The sequence below is a fragment of the Pseudomonas sp. 382 genome (genome assembly GCF_002759075.1).
GTDB lineage: Bacteria > Pseudomonadota > Gammaproteobacteria > Pseudomonadales > Pseudomonadaceae > Aquipseudomonas > Aquipseudomonas vlassakiae.
The window spans coordinates 75,256-90,549 of record NZ_PEMX01000008.1 but is presented as its reverse complement, the minus strand read 5'-3'; the positions used below and the strand labels follow the sequence as shown (position 1 = coordinate 90,549).

Genomic DNA, 15,294 nt, shown 5'->3' with positions numbered 1-15,294 from the left:
TTTATTGTTGAAGGCGCCCGGAGTGACATGCAGCGCAGAGAACGGGTGGCAGCTGCCGCCGATGTCGAGGTGGAGAATCCTGTGAAATCACCGATGGAGCAAATGATTAACCATCGTTACTATCGATGGATCGACCCGTGGACAGGATCAGGTGATGCGCTTTTCGCTGGAGCAGTTGCAGGTGTTCGTCAGCGCCGTTCAGGCCGGCTCGTTTTCTGCCGCAGCGCGACGACTGGGGCGCACCCAGTCGACGGTCAGCGCGGCCATCAGCAACCTGGAAACCGACCTGGGCGTGCAGCTGTTCGACCGCACCAGCCGCATCCCGGCCTTGACCGCGGCGGGCCATAAACTGCTACTGCGTGCCGAGGGCATCCTTGAGCGCTGCTACGCCCTGGAGGGCAGCGCCGACAGCCTGGCAGGCCAGGTGGAAGCCGCGCTGACCCTGGCGATCGAGGTGCCCTATGGCCCGCTGATAGCGCCCTTCAGAGGCTTCGACGAGGCGTTTCCGTTTGTCGACCTGGCGATCCGCCACCCGCTGCACGGCGACGTCAGCGAAATGATCCTGACCGGCGAAGCCGACCTCGGGGTGAGTTTCGCCCAGCCCGGCTACCCGCCGGAGCTGGCCTTCCAACAGCTGGGCAAGCTGATCATGACCCACGTCTGCCACCCGCAATTCGCCTTGGCGCGGCAGGGACCGGTCAGTTTCGCCGACCTCAACGCCCATCGCCGGCTGGCGTTTTTCGCCCATGCCGACAAGCTGCCCAGCAGCGAATACCTGCGGGCCGGCCAGCTGTGGCGGGCGGAGAGTTACCTGGCGTTGGTCGAGATGGTGCGCGGCGGGCTTGGCTGGGCGACCCTGCCGCGCCTGTTGGTGCAGCGCGAGCTGGAAAGCGGGCAGCTGATGGAGCTGCAACTGGAGGCCTACCCCCACACCGACTGGCTGGTGGGGGTGGACCTGCTTTGGCATCGCAAGCGTCAGCCTGGCCCGGCGGCGCGTTACCTGCGTGAGTGCCTGCAACGCAGCAAGGTGTTCGAGCTGGACCGCATGGGCAAGTCGACCACCTTGTGACTGGCGCCGCTCAGGCCGCCTCCAGTTCCAGTTGCTTGCGCGGCTCGGCAGCCGAACGCTTGAGCATCGCGGCGGGGATCGCCAGGATCAGGAAACCGCTAACGAACAGGCACAGGCCCAACACGTAGGTGCCGTCGTTGATGTTACCGGTCAGGTTCTCCGCCATTGCCGTGATCATCGAGCCGGTGAAGCCCGACAGGTTGCCGATGGCATTGATCATGCCGATGCCCGCCGCCGCCGCGACACCGGACAACACCGTGCCCGGCAGGGTCCAGAAGATCGGCATCAGGCTCAGCACACCCGACGCGGCCACGGTCAGGAACAGGATCGACAGGGTGACGTCATGGGCGAACGCGGCGCTGAGGATCAGCCCGCAGCCGCCGATGAAAGCGGGGATCGCGGCATGCCAGCGGCGCTCGCCGGTGCGGTTGGAGTGGCGCGCATTGAGGAACATGGCCACGATCGCCACGCTGTAAGGGATGGCGGTCAGCAGGCCGATCTCCAGGCTGCTGGTCACGCCCGCGCTCTTGATGATCGACGGCATCCAGAACGCCAGGCCATAGAAGCCAGTATTGAAGGTCAGCAGGATCAACACCAGCAGCCACACCCGCGGGTTGAAGAACACCTCACCGAGCCGCGAGACCTTGCCGTCCGCTTCCTGTTGCAGGTTGGCCTTTAGCAACTGCTTCTGCGCAGCCGACAGCCAGGTGGCCTTGTCGATGTTGTCGCACAGGCAGGTGAACACCACCACGGCCATGATCACCGAAGGCACGCCCTCGACCAGCAGCATCCACTGCCAGCCGGCCAGGTCATGCCAGCCATCCAGGCGCGTCATCAGCCAGCCTGACAGCACCCCACCGAGGGTGAGGCTGACCGGCATCGCCATGAGGAAACCCGACATGACCCGGCTCTGCCGATGGGTCGGGAACCAGTAGTTGAGGTAAAGGATCACGCCGGGGAAGAAACCGGCCTCGCAGATGCCCAGCAAGAAGCGCAGCACGTAGAACATGGTGCTGGACTCGATGTGGAAGAACCCGGCCAACGGCTGGGTGAACGCCACCGCCATCGAGATGATCGCCCAGCTCAGCATGATCCGGGCGATCCAGAAGCGCGCGCCGTAGCGATGCAGCAGCAGGTTGCTGGGCACCTCGAACAGGAAGTAGCCCCAGAAGAACACGCTGGCACCCAGGGCGTAGACGGTGTTGCTGAACTGCAGGTCGTCGAGCATGCTCAGCTTGGCAAAGCCGATATTGACCCGGTCCAGGTAGGCGGCGATGTAACACAGCAGCAGGATCGGCAGGATACGCAGGATGACCTTGCGGTAGGTGCGGTCTTCGAACGCCTGATCGGCGGTGGGGGCGGTAGATGGATGAGCCATGGCCAAGCCTCGTGGCATGTCGTGCATGCCTGATTGTTGTTATGGGAAGCCCACCGCTGCAGGCGCAGCCGGTGGGTGACTATCAGCAGCGGTAATCAGCGAATCGGGTCACGGCAGGGCTGGCCGTCGACCAGGCGCAGCAAACCGAGCGGGTTGGCATCGCGCAGCGCCTCGGGCAGCAACGCATCGGGGAAGTTCTGGTAGCACACCGGGCGCAGGAAACGGTCGATCGCCAGGGTGCCAACCGAGGTACCACGGCTGTCGGAGGTGGCCGGGAACGGGCCGCCATGGACCATGGCATCGCATACCTCGACGCCGGTCGGGTAGCCGTTGACCAACACGCGGCCGGCCTTCTGTTCAAGCACTGCCACCAGCGGCGCGGCGTGCGCCAGGTCGTCCGGCTCGCCGATCAAGGTGGCGGTCAGTTGCCCGCCCAGCGCCTGCAGCGCGGCCAGCAACTGGGCCTGGTCGGCGAGTTCGACCAGCACGGTGGCCGGACCGAAGATTTCCTCCTGCAGCAGCGCTTCGCCAGCCAGCAACAGCTGGGCATCCGCCTGGAACAGCTGCGGCCAGGCCTGGTTGCCCTGCTGCTCGGCGCCAGCCAGCAAGCGCACGCCGGCCTGCGCCTTGAGCGCGGCCACGCCGTGGGCATAGCTGGCCAGGGTGCCGGCGTTGAGCATGGTCTGTGGTGGCTGCTCGGCGATTTGCGCAGCCAGCTGCTCGACGAAGGCGCTGAAGGCTGGCGAGCGCACCCCCAGCACCACGCCAGGGTTGGTGCAGAATTGCCCGCAGCCGAGCACCACCGAAGCGACCAGCTCGCGGGCCACGGCCTCGCCGCGCACGGCCAGCGCCCCGGGCAGCACCAGCACCGGGTTGATGCTGCTCATTTCGGCGAACACCGGAATCGGTTGCGGCCGCGCCGCCGCCATATCGCACAGGGCGCGGCCGCCCTTGAGCGAACCGGTGAAGCCCACGGCCTGGATGGCCGGGTGCTTGACCAGCGCCTCACCGACCCGGCCACCGTAGATCATGTTGAACACCCCGGCCGGCATGGCACAGCGCTCAGCGGCAGCGACGATCGCCTCGGCCACCCACTGGGCCGTGGCCATGTGGCCGCTGTGGGCCTTGAACACCACCGGGCAGCCGGCGGCCAGCGCCGCAGCGGTGTCGCCACCGGCCGTGGAAAACGCCAGGGGGAAGTTGCTGGCGCCGAACACTGCGACCGGCCCCAGGCCCATGCGGCACTGGCGGATATCCAGGCGCGGCAGCGGGGCACGCTGGGGCTGCGCACGGTCGATGCGCGCGCCGAGGAAGTCACCGCGGCGCAACACCGTGGCGAACAGCCTCAGCTGGCCGCTGGTGCGCGCCCGCTCACCCTGGATACGGGCGGGCGGCAAGGCCGTTTCCTGGCATACGGTCGCGATGAAGTCGTCACCCAGGGCATCGAGGGCATCGGCGATGGCGTCGAGAAACTCGGCGCGGCGAGCGGCGGGCAAGGCCCGGTAAACGGGGTAGGCAGCTGCAGCGGCCAGGGCAGCGGCATCGACTTCTTCGTCGCTGGCCTGGTAGAACGCGCCTGGCAGTCGCTGCCCGCTGCGTGCATCGACACTGCACAAGGCCGCCTGACCGGTGGCGCGGCGAACCCCGCCGATGAATTGCTGGCCTGCGTGGGACGTCATGGATGATTCCTCGGCATTGCGAAAGACATGGGTCGCTAATCTAGGCGGCTGTGCGATGCTTTCCCAATGGCATTTATCGATCATCCGATAACGGTGCGTTATCGCTCCCCTTCCCCTCGGCCTGCGTGGGCCAGCAGGATCTCGGCGAACTCCAGCGCCGCGCCGCTCAACGGCTCGCCCTTGCGGGTGAGGATGCCGTAGTCCTGCGGCGCCAGGTGCAGCGGGGTGTCGAGGTTGACCAGCACCCCGCTGGCCAGGTGCGGCTCGACCATCGCCTGGGGCAACATGCCGATCATCGGCCCGCCCAGCAGCACCTTGAGGAAGGTCTGCATGGAGATGGTGTCGATGGTATTGCGCGGCACGGCCACGCCCGCCTCGGCGAAGGCCCGCTCCATGCGCCCGCGAATCGGGGTGCCCTTGGGGTAGAGAATCCACGGCCACTCCAGCAGCTGCGGCAAGGTCACCGGCCCGGCAGCGCTCAGCGGGTGCTGGTCGTTGACCACAAAGCAGAACGGTTCCGGTGCCAGCGGCTGGAAGTCGAAGCGCTGCTGCTGGGACGCGTCGGTGAAGCGCGCCACGGCCAGGTGCAGCTGCTTGTCTTCGAGCATGGCCATCAGGTGATCGCTGGTCTGCTCCACCACTTCGATCGACAGCAACGGCTTGCGCTGCTTGATGGCGACGATGGCATCGGGCAGCGCCACGGCGGTGGCGGCGAAAATGCCGCCTACCTTCAACTGCCCGTGACCGCCCTGGCGCAGGCTGTCGATCTGGTCGACGAAGTTGCGCGCATCGTTCAACGCCACCTGGGCATAGCGCAGCACCTGCTCGCCAAGCGCCGTTGGCGGCATGCTGCGCGGCAGCCGTTCGAACAGGGCGAAGCCGAGCAAGTGCTCGATTTCCTTGAGCATCTTGCTGATCGCCGGCTGGGTCAGGTTCATCTGCTGCGCCGCAACGTGCATGTTGTGCGTGCGCCCGAGGGTCTCGATCAGCAACAGGTGGCGGAACTTGAGCCAGTTGCAAACGTGGGAAAAGGAAAGGTCCGACATGCACGCCCCTGTCGCTGCGATAACCGCTTGTTATTGAATGGTGAGATTAAGCCATTGGAGTTTATCGCGCCGCTTGCCTAGCGTGCAGCTCTCACGTTCCGAGAGATTGCGATCCATGCCGATGACCCTCACCCCCGCCAATACCCTGCCTGCGGACGGCCTGACCGGCACCCTGATCGGCCGCGCCTGGACCCCGGGCGAACCTGGCGGCCCCTCGCCGATCACCGTGCGCCCGGACGGGGTGTTCGACCTGTCCGAGCGCTTTGCCACCCTGAGCCAGCTGCTGGAAAGCGACGACCCGTTGCACGCCGTGCGCAGCACCCCGGGCCGCTTCCTGGGCAGCCTCGAAGCGTTGCTGGCCAATAGCGGTGAAGCGTTCGATGCCAACCAGCCCTACCTGCTCGCCCCGGTCGACCTGCAAGTGATCAAGGCGGCCGGGGTGACCTTCGCCGCCAGCATGATCGAGCGCGTCATCGAAGAGCAGGCAGCCGGTGATGCCAGCAAGGCCGAGGCGGTGCGTGCCACCGTGCATTCGGTGATCGGCGACAACCTCCGTGCAGTGCGCCCAGGCTCACCACAGGCGATGGCACTCAAGGCCCTGCTGATCGAGCAAGGCATGTGGTCGCAGTACCTGGAGGTGGGCATCGGCCCGGATGCCGAAGTGTTCACCAAGGCCCCGGTACTGGCGGCCGTCGGCAGCGGCAGCGCGATCGGCGTGCACCCCGGCTCGGCATGGAACAACCCCGAGCCCGAAGTGGTGCTGGCCGTGGACAGCCGCGGACGCATCCACGGCGCCACCTTGGGCAACGACGTCAACCTGCGCGATTTCGAAGGCCGCAGCGCGTTGCTGCTGAGCAAGGCAAAGGACAACAACGCCTCGTGCGCCGTCGGCCCGTTCATCCGCCTGTTCGACGACAGCTTCGACCTGGACGCGGTGCGCCACTGCGTGGTCGACCTGGAAGTCCAGGGCGAGGACGGCTACCGCCTGGTCGGCAGCAGCTCGATGGACCAGATCAGCCGCGACCCTGAAGACCTGGTGCGCCAGACCCTCAACGCCAACCATCAATACCCCGACGGCTTCCTGCTGTTCCTTGGTACGCTGTTCGCCCCCATCGAAGACCGTGACCAGCCGGGCGCGGGGTTCACCCACAAACCGGGTGACCGGGTGCGCATCGCCAGCCCCCTGCTCGGCCAGCTGCACAACCAGGTGACCACCAGCGACCAGGCTGCGCCGTGGACCTTCGGCCTTGGCGCGATGATGCGCAACCTGGCCGCCCGCGGCCTGCTGCAGCGCTAAAACAACAAGAGAGCATGACATGACCGATACCGCCAAACGCCCGCTGCGCAGCCAGCAATGGTTCGACGACCCGAGCCACGCCGACATGACCGCGCTGTACGTGGAGCGTTACATGAACTACGGCCTGACCCGCGACGAACTGCAGTCGGGGCGGCCGATCATCGGCATCGCCCAGACCGGCAGCGACCTCACCCCGTGCAACCGCCACCACATCGAACTGGCCCAGCGGGTCAAGGCCGGGATCCGCGATGCCGGCGGCATCCCCATGGAATTCCCCGTCCACCCGATCGCCGAACAGAGCCGCCGCCCCACTGCCGCCCTGGACCGCAACCTGGCCTACCTGGGGCTGGTGGAGATCCTCCACGGCTACCCTCTGGACGGCGTGGTGCTGACCACTGGCTGTGACAAGACCACCCCCGCCTGCCTGATGGCCGCAGCCACCACTGACCTGCCGGCCATCGTGCTGTCGGGCGGGCCGATGCTCGACGGGCATCACAAAGGCCAGCTGATCGGCTCGGGCACGGTGCTGTGGCACGCCCGCAACCTGATGGCCGCAGGCGAAATCGACTATGAAGGCTTCATGGAAATGACCACCGCCGCCTCGCCGTCGGTGGGCCACTGCAACACCATGGGCACGGCGCTGTCGATGAACGCCCTGGCCGAGGCCCTGGGCATGTCACTGCCGGGCTGCGCCAGCATCCCCGCGCCCTACCGCGAGCGCGGACAGATGGCCTACGCCACCGGCAGGCGCATCTGCGAACTGGTGCTGCAGGATGTGCGCCCGTCGTCGATCATGACCCGCGAAGCCTTCGAAAACGCCATTGCCGTGGCTTCGGCACTGGGCGCCTCGAGCAACTGCCCGCCGCACCTGATCGCCATCGCCCGGCACATGGGCATCGAGCTGTCGCTGGACGACTGGCAGCGCATCGGCGAAGACGTACCGCTGCTGGTCAACTGCATGCCCGCCGGCAAATACCTGGGCGAAGGCTTCCACCGCGCTGGCGGCGTGCCGGCGGTGATGCATGAACTGCGCAAGGCGGGCCGCCTGCACGAGGCCTGTGCCACAGTCAGCGGCAAGACCATCGGCGAGGTGGTCAGCGATACGGTTACCAGCAACCGCGAGGTGATCCTGCCGTTCGACGCGCCACTCAAGCACAATGCCGGGTTCATCGTGCTCAGCGGCAACTTCTTCGACAGCGCGATCATGAAGATGTCGGTGGTTGGCGAGGCCTTCCGCAAGACCTACCTGGCCGAACCTGGCAAGGAGAACAGCTTCGAGGCCCGCGCCATCGTGTTCGAAGGCCCGGAGGACTACCACGCGCGCATCGACGACCCATCGCTGGACATCGACGAGCGCTGCATCCTGGTGATCCGCGGCGCCGGTACCGTGGGTTACCCCGGCAGCGCCGAAGTGGTCAACATGGCGCCCCCGGCCGCGCTGATCAAGCAAGGCATCGATTCGCTGCCGTGCCTGGGCGACGGTCGCCAGAGCGGCACCTCGGCCAGCCCGTCGATCCTCAACATGTCACCGGAAGCGGCGGTCGGCGGCGGCCTGGCGCTGTTGCAGACCAACGACTGGCTGCGCGTGGACCTCAACCAGCGCCGCGTCGACCTGCTGGTGGACGATGAAGAAGTGGCACGCCGCCGCGCCGCCTGGAAGCCTAACATCCCGGCCTCGCAGACGCCCTGGCAGGAACTCTACCGCCAGCTGGTGGGGCAGTTGTCCACCGGCGGCTGCCTGGAGCCGGCGACGCTGCACATGCGCGTGATCGCCCGGGAGGGCGGCATGCCGCGGCATTCGCACTGAGGGTAAGGGCGGTGCATTAGGGTAGCTTGGCAATCACCTTGATCTCGAAGTCGAAGCCTGCCAGCCAGGTCACCCCGACCGCGGTGACCGTCGGGTAAGGGGCCTCGCCCCAGAACTCGGCGGCGACCGCCCAGATGGTTTCGAAGGTGGTGTCGGGGTCGATCATGAACAGGGTGGTGTCGATCACATCGGCGAAGCTGCAGCCCGCCTCGGCCAGGATCGCGTTGAGGTTGGCAAACGCCAGGCGCACCTGCGCCGCCAGGTCGGGCTCGGCAGAGCCATCCTTGCGGCTGCCTACCTGGCCGGACACGAACAGCAAACCATTGGCGCGAATTGCTGGCGAGTAACGGTGCAGGTCATACAAGGCGTGACGGTCAGGCGGGAAGACGGCATCGCGTTGAGGGGTCATGGCAAAACTCCGGGTGGGTTACGGTGCAGCCACTGTAGAAAGGCCGCCTGCGCGGATAAACGGGCAATGCTGGTCATGACTGTTTGTATAATCCAAACAATCCCGACCTGATCGAGCCCTCAAATGGACCGTATCAATGCGATGCAGGCCTTCGCCCGCGTGGTGGAAACCGGCAGCTTCACCAAGGCCGCAGACACCCTGGGCATGAGCAAGACCAGCGTGACCCAGCTGGTGCAGCAACTGGAGGCCCGGCTGCGCGTGCGCCTGCTCAACCGCACCACGCGCAAGGTCAATGTCACCGCCGATGGCGCTGCCTACTACGAACGCGTCGTGCGGCTGCTGGCAGATATCGACGATGCCGAGACCAGCTTGTCCAGCGCTTCGGCAGCGCCACGCGGGCGCTTGCGGGTCGATGTCCCCAGCCCGCTGGCGCGCCTGCTGCTGATTCCCGCCCTGCCCGCTTTTTATGCCCGCTACCCGGACATCCAGCTGACGTTGGGTGCAAGCGACCGCATCGTCGACATCATCGAAGAAAACGTCGACTGCGTGGTGCGCGGGGGCGAGATCACCGACCAGTCCCTGGTGGCGCGGCATGTGGCCGACCTGAAGCTCGGCGTCTACGCGACCCCGGGTTACCTGCAGGAGGTTGGCCGGCCCCTGCACCCACGGCAACTGGAAGAGGGCCGCCAGCGCACGGTCAGTTACCTGTGGTTTCGCACCGGCAAGGCGTTGCCACTGGTCATGCAGCGCGGCGAAGAGCGCGTCGAGGTCCAGGGCCGTTCGGTGCTGACAGTCGACGACGGCAACGCCTACCTCGCGGCCGGCCTCGCAGGCCTGGGTGCGCTGTGGCTGCCGCATTACATGGCCAGGCCGCACCTGGCCAGCGGCGAACTGGTGGCGCTGTTCGAGGACTGGCAGATGGCGCCGATGCCGCTGTACCTGGCCTTCCCGCCCAACCGCCATGTCAGCGCCAAGCTGCGGGTATTCATCAACTGGGTCGTGGAACTGATGGCCGAGCACGCCGGGCCATGATCACCGGCGCCATTTGTGCATCCGCGTGTGATTTCTGCCGTGCGATCTGCGTCACAAGCGCAACCCCCTCGCGGTCGTCCGGGGACTGATAACAAGGCCTTCCATGCAAACGCTGTTGAACGAGATTCTCGACGAAGTGCGCCCTTTGATCGGTAAGGGCAAAGTGGCTGACTACATCCCGGCGCTGGCCGACGTGCCTGCCAATCAGCTGGGCATCGCCGTATATGGCAACGACGGCAGTTACTACTGCGCAGGCGACGCCCTGGTGCCGTTCTCGGTGCAGAGTATTTCCAAGGTGTTCAGCCTGGTCCAGGCGATCGGCCACTCCGGCGAAGCCATCTGGGAGCGCCTGGGCCATGAGCCCTCCGGCCAGCCGTTCAACTCGCTGGTGCAGCTGGAGTTCGAGCGTGGCCGCCCGCGCAACCCGTTCATCAACGCGGGCGCGCTGGTGATCTGCGATATCAACCAGTCGCGCTTTGCCGCGCCGACCTTGTCGATGCGTGATTTCGTCCGCCGGCTGTCGGGCAACCCGCACATCGCCATCGATGCCAAGGTCGCCGATTCGGAGTACCAGTTCCGCGCGCGCAACGCCGCCATGGCTTACCTCATGCAGTCGTTCGGCAACTTCCATAACGAAGTCGAGACGGTGCTGCGCAGCTACTTCAGCTACTGCGCGCTGCAGATGAGCTGCCTGGACCTGGCGCGGGCCTTCTGCTTCCTGGCCAACGACGGGTTCTGCAAGCACAGCGGCGAGCAGATCCTCAGCCGGCGCCAGACCCAGCAGGTGAACTCGATCATGGCCACCAGCGGGCTTTACGACGAGGCAGGCAACTTCGCCTACCGGGTCGGCTTGCCCGGCAAGAGCGGCGTGGGTGGCGGGATCGTGGCCATCGTACCGGGGCAATTCACTGTGTGCGTGTGGTCGCCGGAGCTGAATGCGGCGGGTAATTCACTGGCGGGGATGGCGGCACTGGAGCTGCTCAGCGCGCGGATCGGGTGGTCGGTGTTCTGACCCGTGCAGCGGGGTCGTCAAGCGTCAGACAGGATGACCTCGAATAGCGTCCCCTGCTCCGCTGTCGACATGACCTCGATCCTGCCGCCATGGCTGGCGACGATCTCCGCCGCGATGAACAGGCCCAGCCCAAGCCCGGCAGCTGAGCCCCGCTCGCCCTCCGCATAGCTGGAGTAGCGACCTTCGGGTTTGAACAGATAAGGCATCACGGCCTCGGGAATCGGCTCTCCCGAATTGTGCACGCGAATGCGTGGCACACCGGCCTCATGGGCCAGCGAGACACGGATAGGAAGCGTCGAATCGCCATGGCGCAGGGCATTGCCGATCAGGTTGGAGAACACCTGAGCCATGCGTTCCGGATCAAACTGGCCAGTAATCGGCGCGGCCTCCTCCAATACGATTGTCGCCTCAGGGGTGGCCGCGCGCAGCTCCTGGATGACCGAACGACAGATCGCATTCAACTCCACCGGCTGCGGGTGCACCGGAATGCCCGTGCCCAAGTTGCAACGCGCCAGGTCCAGCAGGTCGTTGACCATGTTGTTGGCACGGCGGGCACTGTTACATACCTGAGAGGCCAGCAGCTTCACCTTTTCGTCTGAAGCGCCCTGGCGCAGGATGAGGTCGCCCGCCATGAGCACCGCGCCCAGCGGAGAGCGCAGATCATGACCCAGCACGGCCAGGACCATCTTGCGGGTAGATTCCACAGCGGCGCCGTAGGCTGCGATGGATTCGACCAGGGCCTGGTCTATCGCCTCGTTGAAGCGGATCATGTCCTGGACGTGATGCGCGTCCTGCAAGGTCTCTTGTGCCAGCCATAAAGAAAGCACGCTGGAGCGCAAGGCCAGGTACTCCGCGACCATCTGGTCCATGGAAAAACCGGCAATCAGGCGCGTCACCGCATGGGACTGAGCTGCCGTGTCGCTGGACTTTTGAGGGGCCCGGCCTTGCGCTTTCTCGGCCTGTTGATAGGCCGTCTGAGCGGTGCGCATGTCGGCGGCAACGGTACGCAGGATATTTTCCGAATGGTTTCTGAGGCCGACTGAATCCTGCTTGGGCAAAGCCGTCTCGACCGAGCGGGCAAAGTCTTCCCAGGCCAGGAGAATGCTCTCCATGTCGCTCTCGATGAAGTCATACAGTCTCATTGCGATCCTCGCCCATCACCCTGTTCAAACGTCCAACCAGACTAGCCCAGGAACTGCCACGGGCAAAGAAACCGCTTGAGCGCCTTCCGTCAGCTTTCGGAAACGCCTTGTTATAACCCGCATCTAGATGGCAAGGGACAGGGGGAAGCGATGAGAAGCCATGTACTGGTAGTGGAAGATGACGACATCCTGCGGTGGTTGATGAGCGAAGCAGTAACGCACTTCGGCCACCGCGTCACCGACTGCGCCAACGCCGATGACGCCTTGGCAGCCTTGGCGCGCCTGCCAAACCTGGCACTGGTGATTACCGATGTGCGCATGCCTGGGCACATGGATGGTCTGGGCCTGGCCAAAGCGATCTGGGCGGAACACCCCGAACTGCCTGTGATCATTGTCTCGGGCCATAGCGTCTTCCCCCCCGGCTTTCTCCCGGCCAATGCGCGCTTCATCCGCAAACCCTGCACACTGGACATCCTCAACAGCGCAATCGCAGAGCTGCTTCCCGCCCACTGATCTGCACTGCGGACACGATCCTTGTGGGAGCGGGCTTGCCCGCGAACACGGGCGAAGCCCGTGCCATCCACCATGGTATCTTCCACCCGGCCAAACGCCGCGCCACAGTGCCTTTCAATCCAGGCCGCGCTTGATCTCGGCAATATGCTCGGGCCCGATGCCACAGCAGCCGCCGATCAGGCTCGCCCCACGCGCCCGCCAGTCGCGGGCCCACACCAGGTAGCCGGGCGGGTCAAGGTCCTCCCGCAGTTCATCCAGCCCATCGTTGGCCGTGGCTTGCTTCGGTTGCGGCGGGAAGGCATTGGCGTAGGCGCCGATGGCGATATCCGCCTGGCGAGCGTCGATCACCGAGCGCGCCACCTCCAGCGCCGCGCCGATGACTTCCGGCTGGCTGCAATTGAACAGCACCGCCGCAACACCCAGGCCGACCACCGCCTCGATGGCATCGGCCACCGGCTCGCCGGAGCGCAGGCGCGGCACGCTGTCGACCTCTTCGTCCTGCAAGGTGAACGACACCCAGAATGGCTTGCCGTCCGCTGGCAAGTGGCTGTGGATAGCCCGCACCTCGGCAATCGAGCTCTGGGTTTCCGCCAGCCACAGGTCCACATGCGGCGCCAGCCCTTGCAGCAGTGGCGTCAGCACCTGCGCCACCCTCTCCGGCTGGAACAGGTCTGGCCGGTAGGAACCGAACAACGGCGGCAACGACCCCGCCACCTGCACCGGCTGCGCACTGGCATCGGCCGCCCGACGTGCCAGTTGCCCCGCCACCGAGGCCAGTTGCAGGCCCTCGCGGGCGAAACGCTCTTCACCGATATGAAACGGCACCACCGCATAGCTGTTGCTGGTGATCACCTGCGCACCCGCAGCAATGAACGCCGCATGCACCCCGACCACCGCCTCGGGGGCCTCGCTCAAGGCCAGCGCCGACCACTCCGGTTGCCGGAACGGCGCGCCGCTGCGCTGCAATTCCCGCCCCATGCCACCGTCCAGAACCACCATCGCTCGCTGTGTCATATAACGTCTCTAAAGGTGCTTATGATTAAAATTCATTATGTTTAGATTATTTATAACTATTTAATACCTCCTGTCCCGTTTTGCCAACTTTTCAGGTGTTTACATGCGCATCCCTGCCCTGCTCGGCGCGAGCCTCCTGTTGCTCGCTACCGCTACCCAAACCTTTGCCGGCACTACCCTCGAGCGCGTCGAGACGAACAAGGAGCTGGTGAATGTGCTGATGGAAAGCTACCCGCCGTTCTCGTTCCTCAACGAGCAGAACCAGCTCGACGGTTTCGACGTCGATGTGGCCAAGGCAGTGGCGCACAAGCTCGGCGTCAAGCTGCGCCTGGAAACCCCCTCCTGGGACGTGATCGCCGCCGGCCGCTGGAGCGGGCGCTACGACATCTGCATCTGCTCGATGACCCCGAGCAAGGCCCGCGCCGAAGTGTTCGCTTTCCCGGTGGAGTACTACGCCTCGCCCGCCGTCATTGTGGTCAACGCCAAGGATGACCGCATCCACGGCGCCAAGGACCTGGACGGCCGCAAGGTCGGCCTGACCGCCGCCTCCAGCTACGAGAGCTACCTGAACAAGAACCTGGTAATTGAAGGCGCCGAAGACCGCCACATCGACTACCCGTTCGAGGCCGTGCAGATCGCCCCCTACGACACCGACAACGTCGCCTTCCAGGACCTCGGCCTGGGCGCTGGCGTGCGCCTGGATGCCATCCTCACCAACCTGGTGACCGCCAAGCCGCGCCTGGACCAGGATAACCGCTTCAAGCTGGCCGGCGCCCCGCTGTATGAAGAGCCGAATTCGGTGGCCATCGAAAAAGGCGACCCGGAGTGGGACGCCAAGGTGCGCCAGGTGTTCGCCGAGCTGAAGGCTGACGGCACGCTGGCGCAGATCTCGCAGAAATGGATCGGCGCCGACATCAGCAAATGAGTACTTTCCCCCCTGCCCCCAAACCCGTGGCCCGCGCCACGGTTGCCGGCCTGTTCGGCTTCCGCACCCGGTTGTACCTGACCTGGCTGGCGCTGTTCGCCCTGTTCGTGGCGTTCTTCCTCAGCTTCGATCTGAAGTTCGCGATCATCGTCGAGAAATTCCCCAACCTCGCCGGTTTCAAGCTCGGGCCAAACGGCTTTTTACAAGGCGCAGCGCTGACCTTGTTCCTGTGCCTGTGCTCGATGGTGGTGTCGGTGGCATTCGGCTTTGCCGCCGCGCTGGCGCGCTTGTCGAACAGCGCGGTGCTGGTGGGCATCGCCAGCTTCTACACCTCGTTCTTCCGCGGCACCCCGCTGCTGATCCAGATCCTGCTCATCTACCTGGGCCTGCCACAGCTGGGCCTGGTGCCCGGCGCCATCAGCGCCGGCATCATCGCGTTGTCGTTGAATTACGGTGCGTACCTGAGCGAGATCTTCCGCGCCGGCATCCTCGGCGTCGCCCGCGGCCAGCGCGAAGCCGCCCTGGCGCTGGGCCTGCGGCCGGTGCAGATCTTCACCAGCATCGTACTGCCCCAGGCCATGCGCGTGATCATCCCGCCCACGGCCAACCAGTTCATCTCGATGCTCAAGGACTCATCGCTGATCTCGGTGATGGGGGTTTGGGAAGTGATGTTCCTGGCGCAGTCGTATGGCCGGTCGAGCTATCGGTACCTGGAGATGCTGACCACGGCGGCGGTGATCTACTGGGTGTTGTCGATTCTGCTGGAGCTGGTGCAGGCACGGCTCGAGCGACACTTCGGCAAAGCCTACCAGCGCTGACCTGCTCTGTGGGAGCGGCTTCAGCCGCGATGGGCCGCAAAGCGGCCCCAGCTATCGCAGCCCTCACTCAGCGCCTGGCGGAATCCCATCCTTGTTTTTGTCCTTGAGCCGCGCTTTTTCCTCTTCGGTCGAGTGTGCCGGCACATCGGCTGG

Annotated in this window: 14 protein-coding genes; 8 read left to right on the top strand and 6 right to left on the bottom strand. The window is 65.4% G+C overall.

All coding sequences use genetic code 11. The annotated features are described in order from the left end of the window. Positions 1-154 precede the first annotated feature (154 nt). A complete protein-coding gene (locus CQW31_RS11750; RefSeq protein ID WP_054883332.1) occupies positions 155-1,069 on the top strand; it encodes a LysR family transcriptional regulator in 915 nt (304 codons plus the stop codon). Between the two features lie 10 nt (positions 1,070-1,079). Here the strand turns inward: CQW31_RS11750 and CQW31_RS11745 are convergent, their stop codons facing one another. From CQW31_RS11745 to CQW31_RS11735, 3 genes are all read right to left on the bottom strand, one after another. Continuing rightward, positions 1,080-2,465: an MFS transporter gene (locus CQW31_RS11745; protein ID WP_371858377.1), complete on the bottom strand. Its 1,386-nt coding sequence runs from the start codon at positions 2,463-2,465 to the stop codon at positions 1,080-1,082. A 77-nt stretch (positions 2,466-2,542) separates the two neighbouring features. Continuing rightward, positions 2,543-4,126 carry an aldehyde dehydrogenase (NADP(+)) gene (locus CQW31_RS11740; RefSeq protein ID WP_099814523.1) on the bottom strand — a complete coding sequence of 528 codons (1,584 nt, stop codon included), beginning with the start codon at positions 4,124-4,126 and terminating at the stop codon, positions 2,543-2,545. A gap of 98 nt (positions 4,127-4,224) precedes the next feature. Then, positions 4,225-5,172, bottom strand: coding sequence for a LysR family transcriptional regulator (locus CQW31_RS11735; RefSeq protein WP_054883335.1), 948 nt, complete (start codon positions 5,170-5,172; stop codon positions 4,225-4,227). Positions 5,173-5,287: 115 nt separating this feature from the next. On the opposite strand from CQW31_RS11735, the gene CQW31_RS11730 reads away from it, so the two are divergent. Together CQW31_RS11730 and CQW31_RS11725 are read left to right on the top strand one after the other, a co-directional pair. Continuing rightward, on the top strand, positions 5,288-6,469 hold the full coding sequence (locus CQW31_RS11730; protein WP_099814522.1) for a fumarylacetoacetate hydrolase family protein: 1,182 nt from the start codon (positions 5,288-5,290) through the stop codon (positions 6,467-6,469). 19 nt (positions 6,470-6,488) lie between these two features. Beyond that, positions 6,489-8,276, top strand: coding sequence for an IlvD/Edd family dehydratase (locus tag CQW31_RS11725; RefSeq protein WP_099814521.1), 1,788 nt, complete (start codon positions 6,489-6,491; stop codon positions 8,274-8,276). Between the two features lie 16 nt (positions 8,277-8,292). Here CQW31_RS11725 and CQW31_RS11720 read toward each other — a convergent pair whose 3' ends face one another. After that, the gene (locus tag CQW31_RS11720) at positions 8,293-8,685 is read right to left on the bottom strand and encodes a RidA family protein (protein WP_099814520.1); all 393 of its coding nucleotides are present in this window, start codon (positions 8,683-8,685) and stop codon (positions 8,293-8,295) included. Between the two features lie 123 nt (positions 8,686-8,808). Between CQW31_RS11720 and CQW31_RS11715 the strand changes: the two genes are divergently transcribed. Together CQW31_RS11715 and glsB are read left to right on the top strand one after the other, a co-directional pair. Continuing rightward, positions 8,809-9,717: a LysR family transcriptional regulator gene (locus CQW31_RS11715; RefSeq protein ID WP_099814519.1), complete on the top strand. Its 909-nt coding sequence runs from the start codon at positions 8,809-8,811 to the stop codon at positions 9,715-9,717. Positions 9,718-9,820: 103 nt separating this feature from the next. Then, entirely contained in the window at positions 9,821-10,729 is a 909-nt protein-coding gene (gene glsB, locus CQW31_RS11710; RefSeq protein WP_099814518.1) for a glutaminase B, read from the top strand. 17 nt (positions 10,730-10,746) lie between these two features. Here the strand turns inward: glsB and CQW31_RS11705 are convergent, their stop codons facing one another. After that, positions 10,747-11,871, bottom strand: coding sequence for a sensor histidine kinase KdpD (locus CQW31_RS11705; RefSeq protein ID WP_099814517.1), 1,125 nt, complete (start codon positions 11,869-11,871; stop codon positions 10,747-10,749). Between the two features lie 150 nt (positions 11,872-12,021). Between CQW31_RS11705 and CQW31_RS11700 the strand changes: the two genes are divergently transcribed. Next, entirely contained in the window at positions 12,022-12,384 is a 363-nt protein-coding gene (locus CQW31_RS11700; protein WP_099814516.1) for a response regulator, read from the top strand. 114 nt (positions 12,385-12,498) lie between these two features. On the opposite strand, the gene CQW31_RS11695 is transcribed toward CQW31_RS11700, so the two are convergent. Further along, on the bottom strand, positions 12,499-13,383 hold the full coding sequence (locus tag CQW31_RS11695) for a homocysteine S-methyltransferase family protein (protein ID WP_178075565.1): 885 nt from the start codon (positions 13,381-13,383) through the stop codon (positions 12,499-12,501). Between the two features lie 118 nt (positions 13,384-13,501). Here CQW31_RS11695 and CQW31_RS11690 point away from each other — a divergent pair, with 118 nt between their 5' ends. Then, a complete protein-coding gene (locus CQW31_RS11690) occupies positions 13,502-14,323 on the top strand; it encodes an ABC transporter substrate-binding protein (protein ID WP_054883344.1) in 822 nt (273 codons plus the stop codon). Beyond that, entirely contained in the window at positions 14,320-15,141 is an 822-nt protein-coding gene (locus CQW31_RS11685) for an amino acid ABC transporter permease (RefSeq protein ID WP_099814514.1), read from the top strand. The genes CQW31_RS11690 and CQW31_RS11685 overlap by 4 nt, the downstream gene beginning before the upstream one ends. Positions 15,142-15,294 lie beyond the last annotated feature (153 nt).

Bases quoted from the DNA above. Each gene is read 5' to 3' on its own strand.
- CQW31_RS11725 (WP_099814521.1), top strand. From the start codon at position 6,489: ATGACCGATACCGCCAAACGCCCGCTGCGCAGCCAGCAATGGTTCGAC.
- CQW31_RS11695 (WP_178075565.1), bottom strand. From the start codon at position 13,383: ATGGTGGTTCTGGACGGTGGCATGGGGCGGGAATTGCAGCGCAGCGGC.
- CQW31_RS11685 (WP_099814514.1), top strand. From the start codon at position 14,320: ATGAGTACTTTCCCCCCTGCCCCCAAACCCGTGGCCCGCGCCACGGTT.
- glsB (WP_099814518.1), top strand. From the start codon at position 9,821: ATGCAAACGCTGTTGAACGAGATTCTCGACGAAGTGCGCCCTTTGATC.
- CQW31_RS11745 (WP_371858377.1), bottom strand. From the start codon at position 2,465: ATGCCACGAGGCTTGGCCATGGCTCATCCATCTACCGCCCCCACCGCC.
- CQW31_RS11730 (WP_099814522.1), top strand. From the start codon at position 5,288: ATGCCGATGACCCTCACCCCCGCCAATACCCTGCCTGCGGACGGCCTG.
- CQW31_RS11700 (WP_099814516.1), top strand. From the start codon at position 12,022: ATGAGAAGCCATGTACTGGTAGTGGAAGATGACGACATCCTGCGGTGG.
- CQW31_RS11690 (WP_054883344.1), top strand. From the start codon at position 13,502: ATGCGCATCCCTGCCCTGCTCGGCGCGAGCCTCCTGTTGCTCGCTACC.
- CQW31_RS11740 (WP_099814523.1), bottom strand. From the start codon at position 4,126: ATGACGTCCCACGCAGGCCAGCAATTCATCGGCGGGGTTCGCCGCGCC.
- CQW31_RS11705 (WP_099814517.1), bottom strand. From the start codon at position 11,871: ATGAGACTGTATGACTTCATCGAGAGCGACATGGAGAGCATTCTCCTG.
- CQW31_RS11715 (WP_099814519.1), top strand. From the start codon at position 8,809: ATGGACCGTATCAATGCGATGCAGGCCTTCGCCCGCGTGGTGGAAACC.
- CQW31_RS11735 (WP_054883335.1), bottom strand. From the start codon at position 5,172: ATGTCGGACCTTTCCTTTTCCCACGTTTGCAACTGGCTCAAGTTCCGC.
- CQW31_RS11750 (WP_054883332.1), top strand. From the start codon at position 155: ATGCGCTTTTCGCTGGAGCAGTTGCAGGTGTTCGTCAGCGCCGTTCAG.
- CQW31_RS11720 (WP_099814520.1), bottom strand. From the start codon at position 8,685: ATGACCCCTCAACGCGATGCCGTCTTCCCGCCTGACCGTCACGCCTTG.